Source organism: Streptomyces sp. NPDC054783 (assembly GCF_053611725.1).
In genome coordinates this window covers 15,903-38,972 of sequence record NZ_JBSHAY010000053.1, presented here as the reverse complement: position 1 = coordinate 38,972, position 23,070 = coordinate 15,903, and the positions used below count along the sequence as shown (strand labels likewise).

25 protein-coding genes and 4 pseudogenes are annotated in these 23,070 nt (G+C 69.2%); 15 read left to right on the top strand and 14 right to left on the bottom strand.

The features are described from left to right. The first annotated feature begins 154 nt into the window (after window positions 1-154). Window positions 155-283: a hypothetical protein gene (locus ACWGJ5_RS43670; RefSeq protein WP_453315164.1), complete on the top strand. Its 129-nt coding sequence runs from the start codon at window positions 155-157 to the stop codon at window positions 281-283. Window positions 284-442: 159 nt separating this feature from the next. On the opposite strand, the gene ACWGJ5_RS43665 is transcribed toward ACWGJ5_RS43670, so the two are convergent. After that, window positions 443-745, bottom strand: a complete 303-nt coding sequence (locus ACWGJ5_RS43665) for a hypothetical protein (protein ID WP_453315163.1) — start codon at window positions 743-745, stop codon at window positions 443-445. A 212-nt stretch (window positions 746-957) separates the two neighbouring features. Between ACWGJ5_RS43665 and ACWGJ5_RS43660 the strand changes: the two are divergent. Continuing rightward, a pseudogene (locus ACWGJ5_RS43660) lies at window positions 958-1,397 on the top strand (arabinofuranosidase catalytic domain-containing protein); the annotation flags it as partial. 19 nt (window positions 1,398-1,416) lie between these two features. Here ACWGJ5_RS43660 and ACWGJ5_RS43655 read toward each other — a convergent pair. The 8 genes and pseudogenes from ACWGJ5_RS43655 to ACWGJ5_RS43620 form a co-directional block, all read right to left on the bottom strand. Beyond that, window positions 1,417-2,238 (bottom strand): LysR substrate-binding domain-containing protein, encoded by an 822-nt coding sequence (locus ACWGJ5_RS43655; RefSeq protein WP_453315173.1) that lies wholly within the window; start codon window positions 2,236-2,238, stop codon window positions 1,417-1,419. 161 nt (window positions 2,239-2,399) lie between these two features. Then, a pseudogene (locus ACWGJ5_RS43650) lies at window positions 2,400-2,525 on the bottom strand (LysR family transcriptional regulator); the annotation flags it as partial. A 60-nt stretch (window positions 2,526-2,585) separates the two neighbouring features. Beyond that, on the bottom strand, window positions 2,586-2,780 hold the full coding sequence (locus ACWGJ5_RS43645; RefSeq protein WP_453315172.1) for a tautomerase family protein: 195 nt from the start codon (window positions 2,778-2,780) through the stop codon (window positions 2,586-2,588). Between the two features lie 46 nt (window positions 2,781-2,826). Continuing rightward, entirely contained in the window at window positions 2,827-3,519 is a 693-nt protein-coding gene (locus tag ACWGJ5_RS43640; RefSeq protein WP_453315162.1) for a hypothetical protein, read from the bottom strand. A gap of 36 nt (window positions 3,520-3,555) precedes the next feature. After that, complete coding sequence (locus ACWGJ5_RS43635; protein WP_453315161.1) at window positions 3,556-5,217, bottom strand: hypothetical protein; 1,662 nt, start codon at window positions 5,215-5,217, stop codon at window positions 3,556-3,558. A 622-nt stretch (window positions 5,218-5,839) separates the two neighbouring features. Beyond that, window positions 5,840-6,052 carry a hypothetical protein gene (locus ACWGJ5_RS43630; protein WP_228620892.1) on the bottom strand — a complete coding sequence of 71 codons (213 nt, stop codon included), beginning with the start codon at window positions 6,050-6,052 and terminating at the stop codon, window positions 5,840-5,842. 1,033 nt (window positions 6,053-7,085) lie between these two features. Beyond that, on the bottom strand, window positions 7,086-7,325 hold the full coding sequence (locus ACWGJ5_RS43625; protein WP_453315160.1) for a hypothetical protein: 240 nt from the start codon (window positions 7,323-7,325) through the stop codon (window positions 7,086-7,088). A 460-nt stretch (window positions 7,326-7,785) separates the two neighbouring features. Then, on the bottom strand, window positions 7,786-8,286 hold the full coding sequence (locus tag ACWGJ5_RS43620) for a transcriptional regulator (RefSeq protein WP_453315159.1): 501 nt from the start codon (window positions 8,284-8,286) through the stop codon (window positions 7,786-7,788). A gap of 236 nt (window positions 8,287-8,522) precedes the next feature. On the opposite strand from ACWGJ5_RS43620, the gene ACWGJ5_RS43615 reads away from it, so the two are divergent. From ACWGJ5_RS43615 to ACWGJ5_RS43595, 5 genes and pseudogenes are all read left to right on the top strand, one after another. Next, entirely contained in the window at window positions 8,523-8,816 is a 294-nt protein-coding gene (locus tag ACWGJ5_RS43615; protein ID WP_228620895.1) for a helix-turn-helix domain-containing protein, read from the top strand. Between the two features lie 114 nt (window positions 8,817-8,930). After that, window positions 8,931-9,530 carry an RNA polymerase sigma factor gene (locus ACWGJ5_RS43610; RefSeq protein ID WP_453315158.1) on the top strand — a complete coding sequence of 200 codons (600 nt, stop codon included), beginning with the start codon at window positions 8,931-8,933 and terminating at the stop codon, window positions 9,528-9,530. Then, window positions 9,527-10,531: a BN159_2729 family protein gene (locus ACWGJ5_RS43605; RefSeq protein ID WP_453315157.1), complete on the top strand. Its 1,005-nt coding sequence runs from the start codon at window positions 9,527-9,529 to the stop codon at window positions 10,529-10,531. Before ACWGJ5_RS43610 ends, ACWGJ5_RS43605 begins: the two co-directional genes overlap by 4 nt. Window positions 10,532-11,054: 523 nt before the next feature. Then, window positions 11,055-11,440: pseudogene (locus ACWGJ5_RS43600) on the top strand (VOC family protein); the annotation flags it as partial. Window positions 11,441-11,901: 461 nt separating this feature from the next. Next, window positions 11,902-12,252: a helix-turn-helix domain-containing protein gene (locus ACWGJ5_RS43595; protein ID WP_228620898.1), complete on the top strand. Its 351-nt coding sequence runs from the start codon at window positions 11,902-11,904 to the stop codon at window positions 12,250-12,252. Between the two features lie 35 nt (window positions 12,253-12,287). Here ACWGJ5_RS43595 and ACWGJ5_RS43590 read toward each other — a convergent pair whose 3' ends face one another. The 4 genes from ACWGJ5_RS43590 to ACWGJ5_RS43575 all read right to left on the bottom strand — a co-directional run bounded on the left by ACWGJ5_RS43590 (window position 12,288) and on the right by ACWGJ5_RS43575 (window position 14,127). Further along, a complete protein-coding gene (locus ACWGJ5_RS43590; RefSeq protein ID WP_453315156.1) occupies window positions 12,288-12,539 on the bottom strand; it encodes a hypothetical protein in 252 nt (83 codons plus the stop codon). 41 nt (window positions 12,540-12,580) lie between these two features. Then, entirely contained in the window at window positions 12,581-13,312 is a 732-nt protein-coding gene (locus ACWGJ5_RS43585; RefSeq protein ID WP_453315155.1) for an IS3 family transposase, read from the bottom strand. An 8-nt stretch (window positions 13,313-13,320) separates the two neighbouring features. After that, window positions 13,321-13,578, bottom strand: coding sequence for a helix-turn-helix domain-containing protein (locus ACWGJ5_RS43580; protein WP_453315154.1), 258 nt, complete (start codon window positions 13,576-13,578; stop codon window positions 13,321-13,323). 321 nt (window positions 13,579-13,899) lie between these two features. Beyond that, window positions 13,900-14,127, bottom strand: a complete 228-nt coding sequence (locus ACWGJ5_RS43575) for a hypothetical protein (RefSeq protein WP_453315153.1) — start codon at window positions 14,125-14,127, stop codon at window positions 13,900-13,902. A 1,120-nt stretch (window positions 14,128-15,247) separates the two neighbouring features. Here ACWGJ5_RS43575 and ACWGJ5_RS43570 point away from each other — a divergent pair. Next, window positions 15,248-15,574: a hypothetical protein gene (locus ACWGJ5_RS43570; protein ID WP_453315152.1), complete on the top strand. Its 327-nt coding sequence runs from the start codon at window positions 15,248-15,250 to the stop codon at window positions 15,572-15,574. A 316-nt stretch (window positions 15,575-15,890) separates the two neighbouring features. Here ACWGJ5_RS43570 and ACWGJ5_RS43565 read toward each other — a convergent pair whose 3' ends face one another. After that, on the bottom strand, window positions 15,891-16,559 hold the full coding sequence (locus ACWGJ5_RS43565) for a hypothetical protein (protein WP_453315151.1): 669 nt from the start codon (window positions 16,557-16,559) through the stop codon (window positions 15,891-15,893). Window positions 16,560-16,760: 201 nt separating this feature from the next. Here ACWGJ5_RS43565 and ACWGJ5_RS43560 point away from each other — a divergent pair. The 7 genes and pseudogenes from ACWGJ5_RS43560 to ACWGJ5_RS43530 all read left to right on the top strand — a co-directional run. Continuing rightward, window positions 16,761-17,060, top strand: a pseudogene (locus ACWGJ5_RS43560) (transposase family protein); the annotation flags it as partial. 744 nt (window positions 17,061-17,804) lie between these two features. Further along, a complete protein-coding gene (locus tag ACWGJ5_RS43555; RefSeq protein ID WP_453315150.1) occupies window positions 17,805-18,326 on the top strand; it encodes an RNA polymerase sigma factor in 522 nt (173 codons plus the stop codon). Between the two features lie 10 nt (window positions 18,327-18,336). Further along, entirely contained in the window at window positions 18,337-19,128 is a 792-nt protein-coding gene (locus tag ACWGJ5_RS43550; protein WP_453315149.1) for a hypothetical protein, read from the top strand. 211 nt (window positions 19,129-19,339) lie between these two features. Continuing rightward, window positions 19,340-19,720 carry a GntR family transcriptional regulator gene (locus tag ACWGJ5_RS43545; RefSeq protein ID WP_453315148.1) on the top strand — a complete coding sequence of 127 codons (381 nt, stop codon included), beginning with the start codon at window positions 19,340-19,342 and terminating at the stop codon, window positions 19,718-19,720. A gap of 14 nt (window positions 19,721-19,734) precedes the next feature. Continuing rightward, window positions 19,735-20,658: an ABC transporter ATP-binding protein gene (locus ACWGJ5_RS43540; RefSeq protein WP_453315171.1), complete on the top strand. Its 924-nt coding sequence runs from the start codon at window positions 19,735-19,737 to the stop codon at window positions 20,656-20,658. Next, complete coding sequence (locus ACWGJ5_RS43535) at window positions 20,655-21,692, top strand: ABC transporter permease subunit (protein WP_453315147.1); 1,038 nt, start codon at window positions 20,655-20,657, stop codon at window positions 21,690-21,692. The genes ACWGJ5_RS43540 and ACWGJ5_RS43535 overlap by 4 nt, the downstream gene beginning before the upstream one ends. 126 nt (window positions 21,693-21,818) lie before the next feature. Further along, the gene (locus ACWGJ5_RS43530) at window positions 21,819-21,962 is read left to right on the top strand and encodes a hypothetical protein (RefSeq protein WP_453315146.1); all 144 of its coding nucleotides are present in this window, start codon (window positions 21,819-21,821) and stop codon (window positions 21,960-21,962) included. The last annotated feature ends 1,108 nt before the right edge of the window (window positions 21,963-23,070 follow it).

Genomic DNA, 23,070 nt, shown 5'->3' with positions numbered 1-23,070 from the left:
CGAGGCACGGAACTTCGCGGCCGCGGACAGTGGTTGTACCGACTGTCCGCGGCCGGGCTGGTGGATCAGCGGACGTGCACCGTCACCACGTCGGAGGCGTGCAATCCCAGGGGTTCGTCCCGTTCATCCGGGACCAGCGCATGCTCGTCATCGCATGCTCGTCATCGCCGGGGCCGACGATGAGGGTGCGATCTGGTCGACCATCGTCGACGGGCCGACCGGTTTCGCCGAAGCGGTGGACGAACGGACCGTCGTCATTCGACGCGTTGCCCGCGCCCGGTGATCCGCTCAGCGAGGCCTTCCGCACCGAACGGGACATCGGTGTGCTCGCCCTCCAGCCGCAGACAAGACGTCGGATCCGGATGAACGGAGTCGTCAGGCGCGGCGGGAACCGCCTCGTCATGCGGACCGGGCAGGTGCTGGGCAACTGCCCGAAGTACCTTCAGACACGCACCGTCAAGGAGACCGTACCCGGCGGCGCCGGACCGGCCGTGACCGATGAAGAGCTAGGTGAAGACCAGCAGCGGTGGATCGATGGCGCCGACACGTTCTGCATCGCCATTTTCCGCCCGGGCACGGCGTCGACTCCTCGCACCGCGGCGGCATGCCGGGATCCGTCACGGTTGTCAGCCCGCGCAAAATCGTCTGGCCGGACTACACCGGTAATCAGTTCTATATGACGCTCGGCAACATGCATCTCGATCCGGCGGCCGGTCTGCTTTTCCTGGCCTGGGAAGACGGTCACGCGTTGCAGCTGACCGGACAGGGCCGGAATCGACTGGGACCCCGCCGGCGCCCAGAAGTACCCCGGGGCCCTGCGGGTGGTCGAGTTCGGCATCGTCAAGGTGGTGCAGATCGGCCACGCCCGCTCCCTGTGGCGGGAGTTTCCCGCCTACTCGCGGGTCGATCCGCCTGCGCACGCCGACGGCCAGCCCACCGAACCACCGTGGTCCGCCCGACGGCAACGGCGCCATAGACGCGATCAACTTCGGCACGGAGCGCTGGCTCGGTGGTTCAGCGGAACCGGGCCCTGGGTGCAGGCGGACCTGGAGAACGGCCTGTTCTCCGGCGGCAGCAAGACGTGGAACGCGAACCAGGTCCCCCAGACCAGCCACTTCGTCACCGCCATGCTCAAGAACAACGGCACCACCCAGATGGCGCTCAACGCCGCCAACGCCCAGTCCGGGAGCCTGACCAGGCTCTACAGCGGCTCACTGCCCGGCGGATACGACCCGATGCACAAGCAGGGCGCCATCATCCTCGGCAGCGGTGGCGACTGCTGCCAGACCAACACGAACGCGAGCGCGGGCACCTTCTACGAGGGCGCCATGGTCGAGGGCTACTCCTCCGACACGACCGGCGCAGCGGTCCAGGCCGACATCGCCGCAGCCGGCTACGCCACGACCACCACGCCGTTCACCCCGGGGGCGAGGATCTCACTCCAGGCCACGACCGCCTGCCTCGACAGCGACGCAGGTGCCCACATCGGCGGCTGCACGGCCCAGGGCGCACGCTGGGCTCCCGCTTTGTCCAGGTGGGAGATGCGCCCGGGATCGGTGATTGGTTCGGGGACCGAGCGTAGTGGTGCTGCCTGGTTCCTCGCTCGACGGGGCCGGTGGGCGTTGTGGTGTGCCTCGAACTGGCGGAGGGCGTGCCGGTGGCGCTCGTTGGATGTCGGTGCGGTCCAGGAGTTCGTGGCGGCAGGCGGCGAACTTCACCCGGTCTGCTCCGAGCTGCTGCTCGAGGATCATGATCTGGTGGCGCAGGACGTGAATCTCCACGTGCTTGTCGCGGTCGCTCATCGGTGGCAGTCGCAGCGCGACGAACGTGTCGGTGCTGGCCGGGTAGGCGAGAAGAAGCAATACGAGTGCTCGTCCTGTCGCGATCACCGAACAAGCGCAATGCCCAGGTCGGGCGGCGGTCGTCGCGCGGGGGAAGAAGGCGCGGACGGGCAGCAGCAGCCCGGCGAGCGACAGAACGATGAACACCGCTTGGTGGACATGGTCCTTGCCCGGCGGGAGCCCTCCGGCCAAGTGGGCGATCCAGAAGACCGGGCAGGACGGCGCGTTCGGGCTGCCGCAGCGGGCCGTTGACCAGCGCGCCGTCGAGCCGATACTCGAGGACGTCGCGGACCAGTTGTTCGGTCGGCCCGGTGAGCAGCGAGAAGTCGACGCGGGGACGGTCCTCGGCGAAGGCCGCCGGCACCGTGGGAAGGCGCAGGCCCGCCGTGGTCTCCATGGACCCGATCCGCAGCGGACCGCACGGATCGGCCTCGTGCCGAACACGTGCTGAGCCTCGTCGACGAGCCCGCTGATGCGCCCGGCATACGGAAGCAGTTGCTCGCCCGCGTTGGTCAGCGCCACGCCCCGGGCGTGCCGGCGGAACAGCTCGGCCCCCAGCTGCTTCTCCAGCGCGTGGATGCGTGCGCTGACGTTCGACTGCACGGTGTGCAGTTCCTGAGCGGCCCTGGTGATGCCGTGCGTGCGCGCGACGGCCTGGAAGATCCGCAGGTCGGAAAGTTCCACGGCGGCCCCCACAGGGCTGGGGCCAGGAACATGCCTGCGGCCGGTACCGGGCGGATGGTGTCAGCGGCCCGGAACGGGCAGGGCGCCCTCGGTGTACTGGGCGCGCCCGAAGCCGAACGACCAGTCCTGGGGGCCGTTTTCCACAATGCCGATGAAGATGTCCGCACCGCCGATGCCGAGGGGCTCCAGCCACTCGGCGATGGCCTGGAAGACGCGTTGCTTGACCTCGGTGGTGCGTCCCGACTGGGTGAAGATCTGGATCAGCCCGGCCCCGGCCGCGGGGCCGGGCCCGGGGAGCAGGTCAGCGGACGTAGCGGTGCATCGTCACGGTCGGCATGAAGTCGGCCAAGGGGTCGTTGCCGCCACTGGTGCGCGGTGCGCGTGCCGCCTCACGGTCGAGGACGGCTTTGACCTGCCGGGCGAGCGCGTCGGCCTGACGCGTGATCTGGTCGATCGGCAGGCGGGACGCCCTCAGGGCGTCCACCTGGCGGTTGATGCTGCTCAGTTCGCTGTGCGCCTGGCGGCTCAGGCTGAACTGCCGGGGTGTGGCCACGACGAATTGGTAGGCGGCGGAGACAGTTTGGCACGCCGGGCAGTGTTCGTTGACGGACCTGCTGATGTTGGTGGCGTTGATCAGGCGTGCGTTCCGGCCGGCCGTGGTGACGATCTGGTAGGAGAGCGCGACGGAACGGCAGGGGGCGTCCAGGGAGCATCCTGCCGAGACCGCGGTGGCCCGGTTGTTGGCCGTCACGGCGACGGAGGGGCCGTATTCGTGGATGACGAAGGATTGGTCGAACTGGTTCACGTGAGTCCTGTCTGCGTGGCTGAGCGCGGCGTCGACAGCGATGGCGACGTCGTGGGAGATGCCGGAATGGCCGGGGGTGGCGCGCGCCGCGGTGGTGACGGCCGTCATGGCCAGGCCGGCCGTGACGGCGACGCCGAGACGGACGGCCGTCTGGGTGGCCCTGGGAGTGCGTGGCTTGCGATGGTGCATGGTCTTCTCCTGCAAAGGGTGCGGTGGTGCGTGGTGTCAGGAATGGTTCGGGATCGATGGCGCGGTCGCCGAGGGCGAGGGCGAGGTGGGGGGCGGCTGCGAGGGCGATGGCGAGGGGGAGTGGGAGGGGGATTCGGTGGGGGTCTGACTCGTGGACACGCTGGGAGCGGGGCTGGTGGGCGTGGTGCCGGCCGACGGCGTGGGGCCCGGTGAGCCGGTGCCGGGCGGCGGGGCCGCCGGGGATGCGGCGGACGGTGTGGCCGCGGGGGTGTGCCGGCCGCTTGCGGTGGGGTGGGGGACTTGCGCAGGGCGAATCTGCCCGGGCGTGGCGCCGACGGAGTGGCGGGCGGCCGGGTGCGTCGCAGTGGGGTGTGTGGGGGTGGGGTACGGGGTGTGCGGTGCGGGTTTGCCCGGTTGCAGGACGGGGGTGACCGGGGCCGCTTCCGGAAGCGGTTGGGGGGTCAGGCCCTGCACCCAGGCCGTGGCGAGGACGGCGCAGCCCGCGGCGGCCGCGGCGGCCAGCGCCAGACGCACTACCGGCCTTCCTGCACTCGCCCTCGCGGCAGCACGCCAAAGGCGGGCTGTCAGCCGGGCGGCGAGGTAGGCGCCTCCCGCCATCGGGCACAGCAGCATGAGTGTGCCGATCACTCCGACCAGCCCGGCCGCCATGTGCCCGTCGGCGAACGCCGCGATCGTTCCCAGGCATTGGTCGTGCAGGCCGCGCGCCGCAGTGGCCAGCAGGCGCGGCAGGTTCCACAGGGCGTACGCCGCTTCGGCGAGCAGCAGTGGGACCATGGTCAGCACCCACACTGTCACGATGGTTCGTGCGGAGCGTTTGAGGTCCGCCACCTGCGCGGCGGCCCGGTGGTGCCCGGGCAGCAAGCTCAGCAGGATCGGCTTGACCTTGCCGTACAGGTCCGGGACGCCGGCCAGGTCGCCCAGGATGTAGTAGCCGTCCAGCCGCACCGCCGGTACGAGCTGCTCGAGGACTTCGAAGTGCGCGAGGTACACCGCGGCGAGAAGGAAGGACTGGCCGGTGAGCAGGGAGGCTGCGGTGAGGGCCAGCATGAAGATGACGTTGAAGTAGACGCCGCCCAGCCCGGTGCGCAGGCGGCCGGCTTTCCCGATCCGGTACACGTCGGTGACGTCCGTGTACATGGATGGCCAGATCAGGAAGATGCCGCATCCGATCTTCCCGGGCACTGCTCCGCCGTACCGGCAGGCCGAGGCGTGCCCGAACTCGTGGAAGAGGAGGGAGGCCACGGTCAGCGCGAAGATGATGAGCATCCACAGCGGCTGTTCGAGCACCTGCAGCACGGGCGTCATGGCTCCGTGGACGGCGAAGAGCCAGGCGTCCATGACGACGGCGCCCGCCAGCGTCAGCACCACCACCAGAGGCCGGTGCAGCCATGCGAGCGCGGCGGCGATGCGGGCCACGTGCCCCTCATGGAAGATCACTTTGTGGCCGCGCAGGGCAAGCAGCAGATCGGAGCGGGGAGCAAAGACCTCGCCGGGGTGGTCTCCGAAGGGGACGGTGATCCCGAGCGGGGTGAGCTTGTGCTCCACCAGGTAGATGATGTTCTCCGTGGTGACTTCGGCCCCGTAGCGGCCACTGACCCGGTGGGAGATCGCCTCGGCGTCCCGGACGCCGTCGACGCTGCTGACGACGAGGTACAGCAGGCGCGACAGCTGGATCACTTGTCCGTCGCCGCGACGGACGATGTATCGGCGCTCGGTGAAGCCCGACCCCTTGTATTCACCAAGGGCCTGTAGACCGTGGCTCGTTTGCGGGACGGGCGCGGCGCTCGGGGACGCCGGGGTGCCGGCCGTCATGGCGGGTGCCGGGTGTGCGAGGGGACCGGACGCGAGCGTGGCGGCCGTCTGCCCGGGGGAATGTCCGGGGTGTGGAGCGTGGGCCTGCAGCGTGGTGAGGCTTCTGTTGTCTTCGGACGCCGGCATGGTCTTCTCCTGGGCGCATCTGACGGTTCGACACATGTGCGCGGTGTGCAGCGGATGCCGGTGGGGGTGTCGTTGCATCCCGGCAGCCGCCCAAGAGGGCACGACCGCATGGGGGCGGTCACGGGCGGCGGGTGCGCGGTGAGGTGAGGTGTGGTGCGAGGAGAACGGTCCCGACGCAGACGGCTCGGCCACCGAGGCCGAGCGGGCCGGAAGCATACTCGCGGCGTCCATGTGCCAACTGCGTTGGCAGCGACGTCTCTTGATGCACCATGAGGAAGAAGCGGGCCTGGCGCGGTGGGGAGCTGCCAGGTGACCCGGGCAGGGCCAGGTCCGTTGCCGACCCGGCCCTGCCCGGTCCGCGTTACTGCTGCACGCTGATGCTCTGCGTGGCCTCGGACTGGGCGACCGCGTACGGCGAGCACTGGTTCAGCGCGGCCGATTCGTTGTGCGCGTCCACGTGCGCCACCTTCTTCGTGACGGTGGTCATCTTGGCGAAGTTGAACGAGAACTTGCCGAGCGCCTCACGACCCGGCAGCAGTTGTGCGGTCTCGGCCTCGAGCTGGTCCATGTTCATGAAAAGACTCCTTTCATCCTTCAAGTGGTGTGTGAACAAAACGAGTTCGGGTGCGTTACGGCCCAACATGCCGTTGGGCCGCTGTCCGGCCTCGTTTCGGCCTGCCGGTGCGTTCCGGCTGACGGTGAGCGAGCAGCAGGTTGTCTGCACGGCCGCGCCGCAGGATCGGTGGACGGCGAGAGGTCCCTTCCTTCGCAGCCGGGTCATGCGGAAACCCGGCTGCGGAGTCGGGGCGCGGCGGAACTGTGAGACAGCCGCCCGCCGTCCAAAGTCTCCGAACAATTCGTCCGGAGATCCCGGACAGTAGCCGAAACCGAAGGAAAAGTGCAAACACTTCAAATCCGACATTCGTTCAAAGTCGCACTGCCGTTCACTTGCGCGGCATCACCAGGGCCGACTGCGACGGCGCGGCGCTGCTGCGCGCATCGGGCCACCGGCCGCCGTGCCGGTCGGACGCGGGGCGGGGGCGTGCAGCCGGCGATCGGGACGGCCGGGCGCGGCACGGCGCAGTCCTGGACCCGGGTGGGGGCGGGCGGCGCACCGGGCACGGTCACATGGGCATGCATCAACCGGCGTGCGGGCGTGCGGGCGTGCGGGCGTGCGGGCGTGCGGGCGTGCGGGCGTGCGGGCGTGCGGGAGTGCGGGCGTGCGGGCGTGCGGGCGTGTGCCACATGACGGCAGGAACGGCGTCGTCCTCGCCAACGGATGTCCGGCGGCTTCTGCCCATTGACCGGGTGGTGTTCGCGCGCGTCCGTGGGCGGCCTGCGCGCAAGCGGCCGCCGCCGGGCCGGCGCATCGGCGCAGTGTCCTGCGCCGGTTGATCCGGTCTTGTTCAGCGGGCCCCGGGCGTGGGCGGTTTCGCCACTCTGCGGCCCGCAAAGGGCGTTCCACGGCACCAAGCCCCGGCACCAAGCCCCGGGGGACCTGCGTTGGGTGGATACGGCCCGGTCGCCCAGGGCGAGCTTCGCCGCGCAGGACCGGTTACCGCTCGACAACGGGGAGATGAATCGCGTTTGTCACCTGCAGGCGGAACTCAGCTGACAGCCAGTCTGTAGACCGTCAACTCCTTTCCGTCGACGCGGACATGGAAATCCGGCGGGCCTGTGCCGAGCGTGGGAACGGCGTTGTTGAGGTTCTGGAGTTCTGCGGCGCTGAGAACGGCGGCAGCAGCCTTGATCATGTCGGTGAACGTCGTCTCCGGTACCTGCGGGAGCGAGTCGCCGGAAAGCAGAACCACCGCCTCGCCGGTGCTGCTGCGCACGACAGCAGTCATGGGGGCTCCTTGTACGACAAGCACCTGCTACCCCTCTCGGCGTGACCTTTTCGACCCGCTGGATGCCGGCACTGCAGGACGATATCCCTCGCACTTCCCGCGACCGTGAGCCGTGGTGCAGGCACTGGATTTCGGGAAGGTGCCGCCGAGCTTAGCGGGAGAGGCATTGCCGAGTGGACGGACCTGGCGGGCGTGCATGTGCTCGATTTCCCGCGGCCGCAGGTCCGGTGGTGCTGTCGGTGAATGCGGTGCGCGGCGACCTGGCCATGGTCCGGACGGGTCGCCGCGCCGGCCCGGCCGCAGCGTTGGCCGGCGGCAGAGGCTGGAGCGGATGACGCCCACCGGCCCGCTCGTGCCGCGATGCCAGGCCGGCCGGTGACATCCCTCCTCGGGCAGTCGGCTCATGCCGGGACGACCGGCATACGGTGATCCACGGAAAGGGATCCTGGCGGGAGCGGTGTCATCTGCGTGTGCGCCAGGTGCGCTTGTTTTCCTGCAACGGCCCTGGATCCTGGGCCGCATCGATCTCCGCTTGGAGTTCGATCGCGTGAACGATGCTCCCGTTCAGTGTCCTGCGGATGATGGGATCGGTGATTCTCCACGCGGTCATGGCCTCGTCCGGCGAGAGCGTCGTCGAGTTCGGTGCCCGTCGTGGTGATTGAGACCCTCGCTGCTCAGGAATGAGACCGCTCTCCACCAGAATCCTCCGATGATCAAGGTTGAGGACCGTCGCCCACGTCGTCAATTGCGAGGGCAGCGGCAAGGTTTTGCCGTCCAGAGTCCGGCTGATGGTCGTCAGGCTCAGACCGGTCGCAGCCGCCAGTTGCGCCCGGCCGCCCTGCCGTCGGCGGACGTCGTATCCGGCTGCCGTCGCAGATCTTGTGAGATACGCGGCGACCCGCTGAGCCTGAGCCTGCCGCTTGGCCCGGCTTTCGTGGGGGGAATCTTTCGCACTCCGCATGCCTCGGAGGGTAGCGCGCAGGCAAGTCGGCACACGCTAGTTGCACGCGTGCACTTTTGCAGGTCAAAACCTAGATCGGCATTTCTGCAGGCCACATCCCAAATCTCGTATCTGTGTGCGAATCAAAATACTCTTGCGTCACTCATGCCTGGCAACTTGCATATGTTGCGCTCGTGTGGGTTAGCCACACGGCTGCACGTTGCTGAGGGGGTCTTTTGACCATGCTTCGCCTCCACATGGCCACGCTCCTGGTAAAGGCCAGGGAGCTCGGTGACGAAAGTGTCGCCGACATGGCGCAGCGCACCGGTATCAGCAGGTCGACGCTCCACCGGCTCGCGACCGGAACGAAACAGCCGAGCCTGGCCACACTCTGGACGCTGCGCGACGCCTACAGTGTCCGGCTCGACGCGCTCGTCTACGACGACCCGCAGACCATGCAGCGCAGCAGCCTTCCGCAACGGCAGCGTGTGCTTGCCCAGGACCGGCGCCGCTTGCGGCACGGGGACCGGGACCGGCACGCGGCCGGCTGAGAACCGGCCCGGTCCTGGCCCCGGGTCCGCGGCCCGGAGGCGGTCTTCGCACCACCACCTCAGTTCTGCCACGAGCCCCACCTGACTTCTGTCCACGCACGATCGGGAGCAACCTTGACCACTCAGGCTCACGCCGCTGCCTTCGACGGCAGCGCCACGGGGGAACCGGCCCTCATCACCCGTGCCCAGCAGGGCGATCGCGAGGCGTTCGCCGAGCTGTACCGGATGCACCACGGCGTTATCGCCGCGCTCATCGGCCAGCGCGTCAGATCGAATGCCGCCCTGGCCGAGGACCTCACCGCAGACGTCTTCGTGAAGGCATGGGCCAAGATCACCACCTTCACATGGAACGGTACGTCGATCCGCGCCTGGCTGTGCACCATCGCACGCAATGTGGTCGTCGACCACTTCAAGACCGCCACGACACGCCGCCTCACCTTCGTCGACCAGATCACCCAGGTGGGAGACGCCTGGGCCCCTTCGGTGAGCAACCCCGAGGACACCGTTCTTTCCTGGCTCGCGCTCGACGACCTGCATCACGCCCTGTCCGAGATCACCCCCCGTCAGCAGGTCGTCATCCGGCTGCGGTTCCTGGGTGAGATGTCCGTCCGCGAGACCGCCCGCACCATGGGCACCACCGACGCTGCCGTCAAAACGCTCCAATGGCGCGCGCTCGACTCCCTCCGCAAGGCCTACGTGGGAGCTGTGGCATGACCATCGCCTACGGCAAGGGCACGGACGTCGAGCAGGAACTCACCGCGCGACTCAGCCAACTCGTCCACGCCTTCATCGCCGAACTGAACGCACAGGGCCGCCTGGTGGAGCCCGGCGGGGCCGACACCCTCACACGACTCCGGGAACAGAACCGGACGCAGCACAGTCTGCCGGAGGCGGAACCCGGCGACGCCGCGGTCACCGAGACCGCTGCGCATCCGGCACCGGGCGCCCCGGTCCTGTGGGAGGCGATCACCGCGCCCCGCGCCGGGGAGGGCACACCCGGCGCACCCGAGACACCCCGCCCGCTGCACATCCTCTGCGTGTCCGAGACTGCCCCCACGAGCGCGCACGTGCCCGACTCGTGCGACGCCCCGGTCGGCAGACCCGCCCCGGCCGACCCGGCCCCCGCCCAGCGGGCCCCCGAGTTCGGACCGGTCACCGGACACGGCACCGGCGCCCAGGAATCGCGCACGGCCGAAGGGGAGCAGGCGCAGCCCCCGGCCGCCGCCACAGCGGCCAGGCTGCGGGCCGAGAACGCGGGCCGGCTCGAGGTCACGCAGATCACCTCGGATCATGAACGTGTCACCGTCCACATCCACGCCATGTCGCTGGGCGACTGGGAGTACTGGCTGACCGCGATCGGTGCACCCCTGAACGCGCCGACCCACCGCAGCGGATGGGCCCAGACCGCCACCGGGCACCTCGACGGTGTGGAGGTCCGTCTCACCGCGGACGCCGTGCCCCGCCTCCTGGAGGAGGCGGCGCAGAGGACCACCGAACCCTTCTGCCTGGGGGGCCGCATCTACGACCTCGCCCTCGGCCACACCGACCGCCTTGGTCAGACCTGGCACTACCACGGTCAGCGCCAAGAGGACGACACCCCTCTTTTCACCCTGGGCGGTACCAGCGGCATGCTCTACCCGCTCACCTCCATCGTTACGGCCAACGGGCCCCTCACCCCCGCCGCCGCGAACCCCGACAACCCCGAATCCTGCTGAGCACGCGTCGCACCGCCGGTCGCCCCCTGCAGCCCCGGGTCCTCACGCGAGACCGCTGCACGGAAGACGATGGCTGCCGAGGCCGCAAGAGGCCACCCCGGCTGCGGGGAGTGCAGTCGTCGGGCGCGCTCGGGCCGCATCGGGCTCGCCACCGCAAGGGCGGGGCAAACTGCCGACTTCAGCCGGCACATCACTTCAACGGCTCCGGCTCGCCGTGCATGCGGCCTACGGCGGCGCGTCGCAGAGGACGGGGGCACGGGCCCACCGCAGGGGCGGTGCGCGGTGCTCGGGGCGGCCGGGGTCCTCGCCGAGCGGCACGACTGCCTCGCCCGGGGCCGAACGCCTGGCATTCCACGCCGAGGACACCTCCGCCGTCCAGCGCCTCGCCGCCCATGCGGCCCAGCACGGGTGGAGCCTGATGGTGCCGACGTCGTAGGTGAACTCCTCCAGCCGGAAATGCGATCGAGCGGCACGTCGGCCTCCCGCGGGCAGCAGCGATCAACTCCAGGGTCGGCCAGGCACACTGACGCACAGGGCGTCCCGCCTCGGTGAGCTGGTCCTCCAAGCCGCCGACGCCGAGCGGCCCTCCGCGTTCCGGAGCGAGGTCCTCGGTTACGTCGAACTCGGCCGCAAGGGCGACGCAGGCATCGAGATCGGGCCGCCCGACGCCGGTTTCGGCGGCCGCAGCTCACGCTCGTCCTCCACCCAGGCAGCGACCCACGGCCCGGGCAGCTCGGCCTGCCCATCGACGTCAACGCCACCGACCGTGACCAGGACGCCGAGTCGGAGCGGCGGCTCGCGCTCGGCGCCGGGCCCGCCGACGTCGGCCGGAGTGGCACCGAGAACTGGCAGGCCCTGGCCGACCCGGACGGCAACGAATTCTGTCTCCTGCACGCCCGGCTGGGCCCCTGTGATCGCGTGCGTGGTGGCGCCAAGCCGCTGGGCCGTTCGCGTGCGGCCGGGGATGTGCTCGTCGGTCAGCGCCCGAGCCCGGGCTCGAGTTGCGCCGTGTCGATCGACGAGCGGCCGCGGATGCCGCGGCGGCGGGTCTTTTGCGTGGAGCTGGCCGTGGGTGGGGCGGGCGGCACGCATGTGAGGGCGCCGACCGGCCGTGTGCTCGAGGCCATGGCACGGGCGGAGGCGCGGCTCGCGGTACGGGACTCGCCCTGGCGGATGTGCTCTTCGTTCACGGTGCAGGCTGAGCTGGTCCACGGGTGTCGACCACGGCTTGCAGTCGCGGGGCACCGTAGCGAAGGGCGCCGGTGAAAAAGAAGGTGCAGAACGCCCCGGCGGTAGGGCCGTTAGACTCATCGACAGGCGGTCACTCCCTCTCCACAGGAAGAACCGGCGTGCCCAACACACTGCAGGAAATGATCAAGCACAAGTTGGACCAGAACGGGTGGTCCTACAGCGAAGTAGCGCGCCGCGGTGGCATCTCCCGCTCGACGGTCCACCATCTGGCGACATCGGCGCGGCTGGCGCAGATGCCTCAGCAGACCACTCTGGAGGGCTTGGCCAAGGGATTGGGCATCCCGGTGGCGCCAGTGCAGAGAGCCGCCGCCGAGGCCGCGGGCGTCAACCTGTACCTCGAGGACGCGCCCGAGGCCGCGGATCCCGAGGTGGCGATCCTCATCGCGAGCGTGCACAAACTGAGCCCGACCGACCGTCGGCATGTGGCCGTCCTCGTCGAGTCGTTGCTACAGGCGAACGGCACCGGGTAGGGAAGGCGAACGTTCCGGTCGCGCGTCGGGTCCCGTCACTTCGAGCGCGGAAGCGGTGGAAGCGTTCGTGCCGTGTTGAGCCAGTCGATGACGGTGTGCACGGTGACGCAGTCGAGTTCGGCCAGTTGGAAGACGGCCTGGACGTCAGCGGCAGCGAGGGGAACGCATACCTTGTCCAGGGCGCCGTACAGGCGCAGTCGGTGGGTGTGGGCGGTCGAGGAGTCCTGCCCTGCGTGAGTGTCGGGTCTGACGCCGCCGATGGCCGGCAGAGGTGGTGTCGTTTCCAATTGATCCGCCTTGGTGTGGGTGGGCTGGCTGGGCCGGCGGCTCAGGCCTGCCGGGTGAAGCGGTCGAAGGTCTCGCCGAGCCGGTTCTCGAGGGAGTGAGTGTCCGGCCAGGGGGACGGGCCGTGCAGTTCGCGGTGGATGGTGTCCCAGAAGGACCCGACGACCGCGTGGTCGTACCAGTCCCCCACTGTTCCGAAGAGGGGCGCGCATTTGAGCGAGCCGGCCCGCTCGGTGAAGGAGCAGGCCAGCAGGCTGTCGTGCGCGGTCCCGGCGGCCGGTTCGGCATGGGCGGCACGGGTGATGGCGGCCATGAGGGCGTGGTGGACGAGGCCGCGGTGTGCTGTCTCGGCGGTGCTCCAGCCGATCAGGCAGCGAGATGCGGTGTCGAGGACGACGGCCGTGTACAGGGGGCCCAGGAGTGTGGTGAAGGCGAGCACGTCGACGGTCCAGCGCCGGCTGGGTGTGCGGGCGCCTTCCCACGGGGCCTGTTCGTGCAGCCGTCCTGCTCTGCCGCGGATTCCGGCCCCCTTCATGATGAGCTCCACAGTGTTGTGGCTGACGTCGATGCCGTAGCGGTGGCCGAGTTCCTGCCTCACCCTGCGGTATCCGTAGGTGGAACCGGACTCGTGGTGGATGTCGAGGATCAGGCGGGTCAGCCAGGCCCGGCGCAGTGCTCGTGGGGAGGGGGCGCGTGCGCGCCAGGCGTAGTATCCGGACTCCGAGACGTCGAGGAGTGCAACGATCCTGCGTGCCGGGAAAACCTGTGACGCCATGCGGTGGATCACCTCGTAACGTCTTTTGGGGGCATCATCTGCCGCATCGTGGCGATGACTTCGCGGCACAGGAGGACTTCCTGCTCCAGTTCGTCGATGCGGGTGCGGGCCTGTGCCAGGTCCGACCCGGACACACGGGAGCGCCGCCAGCGGTAGACGGTCTGCGGGGAGATGCCCAGTTGCCGTGCCACCTCCTTCGCCGGGTGCCCTTCGGAGACCAGTTGCTCTGCGCGGGCGCGCAGTGCTGCGGGGTGAGGACTGCTCACTGGATCCCACCTGTTCATGCCGCTGCCGGAAGCTGGGGGAAAGGGCCTGTGCGGGGGCCGGTTCACTGCCTGGCGTCTGCTGGTGGATGTCGCCGGGTCCGCCGTCCGCCCGGCGTTCGAGGATCGGCTCGCCAAGGTGTGTCTCCCCCCGACTGCCAGGCGTCGTAAGGACCCTGGTACCGGCGGCAGGCCTTGACCGTCCGGTACCTGCACGGACACCAGCCGTCGGCCGTGTTCATCACCCGGCATGCTGTGTGAGCCTCGATCCCTGCGGCGACGCAGGGGCACGCCCGGGGGCCTGCCCCTGCGCCAGGGGTCGTGCTACTGCCGAACGCTGATGGTCTGGGAGGCCTGGGACTGGGCGACCGCGAACGGCGAGTACTGGTTCACCGCCATCGACTCGTTGTGGGCGTCCACGTGCGTGATCTTCTTCGAGACGGTCGTCGTCCTGGCGAAGTTGAACGAGAACTTGCCCAGCGCCTCGCGGCTGGGCAGTAGCTCGGCGGTCTCGGCGTCAAGCCAGTCGTTGTTCATCAGGAAGCCTTTCATGAATGAAGGGATGTATGCGAAACAGGAGCCGGGCCAGGCGGCGCCATCGCAGGAGCCGTAGGCCGGGCGCGACGGCGTCGCACGGATCCCGGACGGACGCTGTCACCCTGGGCGGCCGGGCCATGGGGCACACGCAGGCATGCGCCAACCCCGCCGTCCGGAGTTTCTGGACGATTCGTCCAGAGGGCGTGGACGCTAGCCGAAAGTGCACGGTCAGTGCAAACCGTCTATTTCCGACATTCGTTCAGAAGTGCGTGTCTGTTCCATTTCTTGACTCTGGGCTCAACTGTGCGCCCCATGCTGCGTGTTGCGGCCGCCGCTGCTCCGCCGGGTCGACGGTGGGCACAGATGCGAGGGCGGCGCCGGCGGGCCGGCCGGCTCCTTGCCCCGACCGCTTGCCCGCGCCGAGGCGTCGAGAACGGTCCCGTCCGGGAATCAGCGGCCGCAGCCGGCCGCGGGCAGTGCCATGAGGGCAGCGGTGGGCCCCGGTGGGCCCCGGTTGCCCTCCACTGGAGGGCGCGCCGATGCACACCGCCGCCGAAGTTCCCCTTCGGGAGCCCCGGCTGGCGGCCCTGGACCCTCATCCCCCCTGTGCCGGAAAGCGCGCCGCACCGCCCGGGAGGTGCCCCGGCGACCCTCGCCCCTGCGCGGCCGTCGTGCACCCGGGGGAAGGCGACACGCAGGAGCCCGGCGTGGCCTGCCGCCCGCGGATGGTCGGCAGGCATCTTTCAGCGAGAAATGCACTCCATGAAAGTCGGGGCGGCACCGAAACTCGCCTGATCGGCTTCGGCATCAGATCGCCGCGCACTTTATCAACGCAGGACTCCGGAAAACGCAGGGCAATTCAAGCGGCGTATTCACAACGACGGACTCAAATTGTCGCCCGCTTGCGAACCGGCCTGGCGAGCCCGGAAGTTCACCTGGGTGGGTGCCTTTTCCAGGGGGTGGCACACATTTCCGCAAAGGGCACGAAAATACCGCTGAGCTGCCGTTTTCGATATCTCGCCCGGACGGTCGGCGGATTGACGGGGAATCGGCCGCAACGAATTCCGAGTTATTTCATGTAGCGTCAGGCTCAGCACTAGGGCGAAACCGGCCCTGATGTTTGAAAGGAGATCAGGTGAAGACCATTGCTAAGGCAGTAGCGGGCACGCTTTTGGCGGCCGCCGCTGTCATGGCGCCTCTCTCGATGGAGGCAGCCGCTGCCCCGGCGGCTGCCTCTGTGACGGCAGTGGCGCCCTCGTTCCACACGGGCAACCACCACGCCTACGGGCACCGCCACGCCGGTGACTGGCGACGGGACCGCGACGACGACCGCTACGACGACCGCTACGACCGCTGGCGTCACCGCAACCACTGCCGCGACGACCGCTACTACAGCTACTACAGCTGGGACCAGTGGAGGTACGGCAACCACTACCGTGCCCCCTACTGGGACCGCTACTGACGTCGTCAGCCTGGACGACATCCGCGCCGCCCGCTGTCAGGAACCCTGACCGCGGGCGGCCGGCGTTGCGACAGGGGAGGAGCACGCCCGCGCGGTCCGGCCGGGGGCATGCCTTCACCTCACGCCCTCGGGCCGGTCGCCCCTTCCGGCAGGGGCGTTTCAAAGTCCAGGTGATCTTGGAGGTTGGCGGCGCTCAACAGACGGGCGGAGGGTGCAGAGCGCGCGAAGATGCCCGCCTGCCACCTGCTGGCCGCGATGCTGCCGAGGGCTGCGGGTTCCTGACGAGGCAGCGAGTGTCTTGTCGGCGCCGGCGTCTCTAGAAGGCAACTGCAGACAGGTCAGCAGCCAGTTCGACCGCCTGGTAGCCATAGGTGTCTGCCGAGTCGACCCGCAGCATGAGACAGAACCGATCGAGCGATGCGACTGTCTTCGACAGACGACGGTAGTCGCGCTTGATCAGGTACACCGCCGCCTGGTTCGCGATTGACGACTGCCCCATGACGACCAGGACTGGCTGTGTGGACTGAGGAGGGGTGAACTTCGCGACCAGAGCATGGTCTCTCCGCCCGTAGTCGTGCAGGAACCGCTGCTCGCCCACGGTGAAGTCACCGTCCGGGTCGACCTTCACACCCGGCAGGTGCGAGGCCACGTACTCGACGTTTCGCTGGTTCGATCCCAGTCCGCCGATGCTGAGCTCGGTGCGATCCCCGTTGAGTTCACGCGCGTCAGCCGCGACAAGGGAGAACGGGCACCCAGCCTCCTCGGCGAGCATCGCAAGCTCGATGATCGCGTACACGTCGCTGTGGTCGGTGACAGCGGGCATCTGCCAGTGACTGTTCAAGATGATGACGCACGGCACGCCAGGACGCAGGCCGAGGAACGCCTGTTTCTGATGCAGGAGGCGGGCACTGCTCGCCCGTTTCCAAACCCATACGGATCCGCCGCTGACAATGCTCGTGACAAGCCCGATCACGATGTTCAGCACTGCACCCGACACGAACGCCCCCCAAGCCTCGTCGTGATGGCACGATCAGAGCTTCAGCAGCTCAGCCTACTGATCGACTGCCCGTCACGGCGGGCGAAGGGCGGTATGTATCGGTCAGGGCGGTTGGCCGGCCCGTTGCTGACGCAACGAGGCCCCGGTTGAAGGGGTGACCTTGCCAAGTCGCCCTGCACCGGAGCCTCGATGTGCCGTCAGCCACCCACCATTTGCCTCGTCGAGCTGCCCGTTCGTCAGCACGGCACGGCGATCGGACTGGCGCAGCGGTTGCGAAGCCTGGCCGATCCGCGGCGGCGGCGCGGAAGGCGTCACCCGTTCGTGAGCGTCGTGCTGATCGCCGCGTCGGCAGTCCTGGCCGGTGCCCGCTCGTACGCGGCGATCGGACAGTGCGCCGCGTCTGCCCCGCAGCACACGCCGGCCCGGCTCGGCGCCCGGACCGTCGGAGCCCTTGGGGTGCGCGTGGCGCCGAGCAAGGCGACGATCCGCCATATGCTGACGTTGGCCTGTCCGGGTGGGCCGGCCGAGCTGACGGGTGCCGACCCTCCCGGGACGGACACCGTGGCGGTGGACGGCCCGCCACGTCTCCTACGACCCCTTCAACGTCGGACGGCTCTGAGGTTCGCCACGACGATGATGACGGCATTGAGCAGGGTCTGTGCGACGCGTCCGTGCGGCAGGCGGAGCTGGGGATTGTCGATGCTGTCGAGGGCGAGCGACGCCCGGCTCGGATCGCCTTTGTGTCCCGGAATGCCATCGAGGCGGGCAGGGTCGGCGAAGGTCGGACGGGAAGACACTACGAGCCGGCCTGATCATGGGCATGGGACTGCTCGCCCTGCCGGGTGCCGCCTGGCACCCGGCAGGGCGCGTCGTCGCCGAGGCGATCGCTGAGTGGCATGGTGCTGTCCTCGCCCGGAAGCCGGTTCACCGGGACGGTGTGCTGGTCCGGCGAGGCGTAACCGCGCATCGGCCCGGCGGTGGCCTCAGTCGCTGATCTTGTCCAGGAACACGTCCAGCGCCTTGCCGACAGCCCCAGGGTTGCATCCTTGATTCCTTCCCACTGAGCCCTGGAGTCGGGAAGCTCAGGTGACCGACCTGCGACGACCTCTGTCGTTCACCACTGCCGCGTACCCTGTCCGAGCTGCTGGGGGCCGGCACAAAAATTCTTCGAACTCTCGCGTTGCACCTTCACGGGTGGTGGACACGTAGGGGCGGAAGCAGCGAGAGGGAGCCATGGCCATCGACAGCGAGGACGAGTTCACCGATGTCTACCGCGCTCATTACGAGGACGTGCTGCGTTTCGTCCGCCGGCGTGCTCACCCCATGAACGTGGACGACATCGTCGGTGAGACGTTCCTCGCCGCGTGGCGTCGTCGCGGCGAGCTGCCGGAGGACCCACGCCCGTGGCTCTTCGGCACCGCACGCAACGCGATGCTCAACGCCCACCGCGGGCAGCGCCGCCAGACGGCTGTCGCGGTGCGTGTCATGGAGAACGGCGGCGACGACAGCTACGACGGTCTGACCCAGGCCGAGGAGCGGATGGACCTGGTAGCCGCATGGCGGCAGCTGCCGGCCGCCGACCAGGAAGTACTGGCGCTCCATGTCTGGGAGGGCCTGACGGACCGGGACGCCGCCACCGTGCTCGGCTGCTCACGCGCGGCCTACACGATGCGGCTGTCCCGCTCCAAACGCCGCCTGGCCAAGCTGTTCGGCCCGACCGGTCGGACCACCCCCGCTCCGGCTCCGGCGCACTGAAGGAAGAGACGTGAACGATCACGAGAAGAACCTCCCCCGGTTGCTGGCCGCTCTGGACGCTGCTCCCGTCCGCGAACTGACCGAAGCCGAAAGCAACCGTAAGGAACATCTGTTGCGCACCGTGATGAGCGACGCCGCGTCCGTCTCGCAGCCGGCCTCTCCGCCTCACCGTCGCCGCCCGTGGCTCTGGGTGGCAGCAGGCGCCGTCACCGCGACCGCGGCGGTGGCCGTCGTCGCCCAGGCCCCGCACAGCGCGTCCGGCTCGGGTCCCCTGCCCGCGGCGGAACTCGCCAGTTGGACCGGCACCCCGAGTCGTCCGTCGGCCACCTCACCGGAGGCCACCGCCGCCGAGAAGTGGTGTGTGAAGGCGCTGGGCAGCGACTACTCGGGCAAGTCCGTCTCATACGCCAACCTGGACGTGCGCGGTTCGATCACCTCTGTGGTCGTCACCGACGGGAAGACCGTCTCCTACTGCCTCACCGACAAGGCCGGCCACGGCATGGCCGAGGTGATCGACCCGGTGAAGGAGCTCGCGAGCAACGCGGTTGAGGTGGACTCGGCCGGCGGTCACGGCGAAGGGAGCACCGGCCTCAACTACATGGAGGGCTCGGTGGGATCCGATGTCAGGGCCGTGACCCTGCACGACGGCGGCCGCACCATCGAGGCCACCGTCCAGAACAACCGGTTCACCGCCTGGTGGCCGTCCGCCGACCCGTCCGGCAGCGCCGGCAAGGTCGACATCACCCTCAAGAACGGCTCCACCCGGACCGTGACCGGCGACTCCATCTTCCCGAAGGACTGAGGAGCCGACACAGTCGGCCGCTCCAACCTCATGAAGCGGCCGCCCGGCCGAGCCCCGGACATCTACTGCTCCCTCACCCGCTTCGCCCAGTCCTCCGCCCTCCGCGCGTCATCCGGATGCAGGACGCCCGGCACCGCACTGCCACGTTCTTCACGGTGGCCAGGGTCACACCCCGCACCGTGATGGAGATCCGTGGGCGCCGCGGCCGCCAGTGTCCGACCCGTCCGCAGGACATGATCTGCGGCTCGGGCCACTGATGCCCAGGGACCAGTTGCCGACGGCCCGAGGGGTCGTCTCCGTCAGTGCGGTCAACGCGAACACAGTGCTCCAGGCATACCGGGACTTGAAGCGTGAAGGACTGGTCACGCCGGAGCCCGGGCGGGGCGCATTCGTCCAGCCTTCGGCCCTCACCCGCGCGCATGTCACCCCGAGCGCCGTGCTCGTCCGCGATCCAGACACATGGATGGACCGGGCGGCCGCAGCGGGCCTCGAACACGAGGAGGTCAGCGCGCTGGTCGCCACGCCGGTTCACGCACGCCTCTCGCGGGTGGCCGTCGACGCACATGCCATGAACCACAAGGAGATCAGTTGAACCAGGTCATCGACATGCCGCAGGACGCGGGACCTCCCGCCCTCCTCGCCACCGGGCTCGGCCGCAAGTACCGGCGCGGCTGGGCGCTGCGGGACTGCACCTTCCGCATCCCCGCGGGCACCGTGTGCGCCCTGGTGGGACCCAACGGTGCCGGGAAGACGACCTTGATGTCCATGGTCGCGGACCTGCTGTCCCCCACCACTGGCCAGGTTGCTGTCTCCGGGCGGACACCACGGCAAGCCGCCGCCGAAGGACGCGTCGCTTTCCTCGCCCAGGACAAGCCCCTCTACCCGCGCTTCACGGTCGCGGAGATGCTGCGCATGGGGCGCGAGCTGAATCCGGGCTGGGACCAGACCGGCGCCGAGCAGATCGTCGTGGCCGGTGACATTCCCCTGTCCGCGCGCGTCAACAGTCTCTCCGGAGGCCAGCGCACCCGGGTCGCGCTCGCCATGGCCTTCGGCAAACGGCCCGATCTGCTGCTCCTGGACGAGCCGATGTCCGATCTCGACCCCCTGGTGCGCCACGAGATGATGCGGATGCTGTCGGCCGAGGCAGCCGAGCGCGGCACCACCGTGCTCATGTCCTCGCACATGGTCGCCGAGATGGAAGGCGTCTGCGACTGGGTCCTGACCATCACCGGCGGGCGGGTACGCCTGGCAGGTGAGGCGGACGAACTCATCGCCGCCCACTCCTACGTCATCGCCGCTCACGCCGGTGACGGCCTGCCCGGCGAACTCGCCGCGCACACGGTGGTGGAGGCACGCACCGGCGGTCGTCAACTCACCGCGCTCATACGCCCCGAGGGCCCGCTGCCGCCGCATTGGAACGTGCGCCGGCCCACCCTGGAAGAGATGATCTTGTCGTATCTGCGCTGTCCCGAAGCGCCACCGCTGCTGACCGCGGACGCCTGTTACGGTCCTGAGGCGGTGGCCTCGTGAGCGCCACCACCGCTGCCTCTCCGAAGCACACCGCGGCCGCCGGCGGGGCACGGCAGCGGGGCATCCTGCACGGCGTCACATGGTTGGTGTGGCGTCAGCACCGAATCCCGATCATCGCCGGCGCCGCGCTTCTCGTGGCCGTCGCAGCCGCCGTGGCCGAGCAGCACTCGGGGATGGTCACCTTCATCCGGACCCACCACCTGGCCGGCTGTACGGCCTCCGCCGGCTCCGCGCACTGTGCCGCGGTGGCCGCCAAGATCAGGGAGTTCAGCGGGCTCTACGAGAGCAACTTCAACCACGCCTCGGTCCTCGCCGGGCAGATTCCGCTGGTCATCGGCGTCTTCTTCGGTGCTCCCCTGCTCGCTCGCGAGTTGGAGAGCGGCACCTACCGCCTCATCTGGACGCAGTCGGTCACTCGCACCCGCTGGGTACTGGCCAAGCTCTGCTTCCCCATGACCTTGATCGCGGTCGCCACGGCCATCCTCAGCTTCCTGTGGGACTGGTGGTGGCGTGCCGAGGGCTCCTTGTTCAACACGGTCCGCTGGCAGGACGGCGTCCCCTTCGACCTCATCGGAGCGGCACCCGTCGCGCTCTCCCTCCTGGCGCTGGCAGTGGGGGCCGCGCTCGGCCTGCTTCTGCGCCGCACCGTGACCGCCATGCTCGGCACGTTCGTCACCACCGGCCTTCTGGAATTCGCCATCAGTCAACTCCGGCCCCACCTCGGGCCGACCTCCATGGCCGTATCCCGAAACCCGCTGGTCACGCCCGAAACCAGCGCCAGTGCGTGGGTGACCCAAAGCGGCTACGTCACGAGTTCCGGAGCCTCCCTGCCCGACAGCACCTGCTCGTTCCAGGGCGAAAAGGCGCCGACCGGCTGTTATCGGGCACACGACATCACCGGACAGTTCGTCCGCTTCCATCCGGCCGGTCAGATGTGGTCGCTCAACTGGGCCGAAGCCGGAGTGTGCCTTGCGGCGGCCGCCGCGCTGGCGGCCTGGATGGTCTGGCGAGTCTCCCGCCGCCCCCTGGTGTGACCACGACGCTCCCCATACCCCCGGCGCTTGACGGTGCCGGGCTGCCGGAACTCCCGAACAACCACCCCTGAGACATCAAAGACGCAGTCCGGCAAGGCCGGCTCCCCTCACAGCAAGGAGTTCACCGTGAACACCCTTCCGCCCGCCCCGTTCCTTCTCGCCATGCAAGAGCAGCGGATCCCGCCCGTGCTGCTCGTCGTAGGCGCCCTCATCGTCGTCGCAGCCGCCATCGCCGTCATCCGCGTGGTCAAACGTCAGCGCCAGCGGTAGAGGACATGCCGGTCGGCGCTGCGGGCCCGGACGTCCCGCCCAACGCTTCATCGGGTGACGATCCGGAGGACCGGACCGCGATCTGCCATGACCGGCATGGTCGACCGTCCCACCGACACCGACGTCAGACCGTGGTCACATCACCATGCACGGCGGTCTTCAACAACACTGAGCGTCACCGCTCCACAGAAGGTCGCAGCGTCGACGGCCGGCCCGCATCCCCTTCCGGCTGCCGCTGGCCGACTCCGGCCGGTGGGGCAGAGCCGCACGCTGTTCCTTCTCGTCGACCTGGGGCACAGAGGGCGCAGCGGCTGGAGCGGTTCCTCATCGAGGGGGATCCCGGATTGCCGCCCTGGCCGCTCAGCGCGACCAGTGGATCAGCGGCCCCGACGACTGGCCCGCTCCGGTGCGGGACCGGGCGGCCTACGCCGAGTTCCCGGAGGCTCTCGGGGTGTGTGACGGCTTGAGGACGGGAGCTGTAGGAGAACGTCTCGGGGCCTGCCAGGGATACGAACTGCGGCCCTCGGGCCTCGCCGTGCGCCTCGGACTGGAGGACACTCTGGCCGGCGCCTGGTCCGCCGACGTCAGGAGCGGGTGGAGCAAGTTCGCACGCCCGTACACGCGGTACGAGTTCACGAAGGCGCCGGCCCACCTGGCGGGAGCGACCGAGGTCGCCGGGCTGGGCCCCGTCGCCCGACGCGAGTTCGCGGAACTGCTGAGGAACGGGCTCCGTACCTGGGGCGAGGATGTTCTCACCGTCACGGTGCACAGGCTCACTTACCCCTTCAAGGATGCGCATGTCTGGCCCACTCCTCTGGCCTCCTACCTCCGCAGCCTGGCTCGGCTTCCCGTGGAAGGCCCGGACGGCCCGTCCTTCGTCGCCCCCCGGCAGGCCTGGTTCAGCACCGACGGTGAACTCCCGGCCTTCATCATCGCGTTGCCCTTGTCGACACGCCGCCTGCTTACCGACAGGGGTGTCGTCGAGTGGATGCTCCGGCTCGGCCTCCGCAGGTGGGACGATCCGCAGCATGCCGGGACGGTGGTGAAACAGCTCGCTGACGTGCTCGACACGCGCGAGGTGCCCGAGTATCCCAGTGCCTCCTTCAAA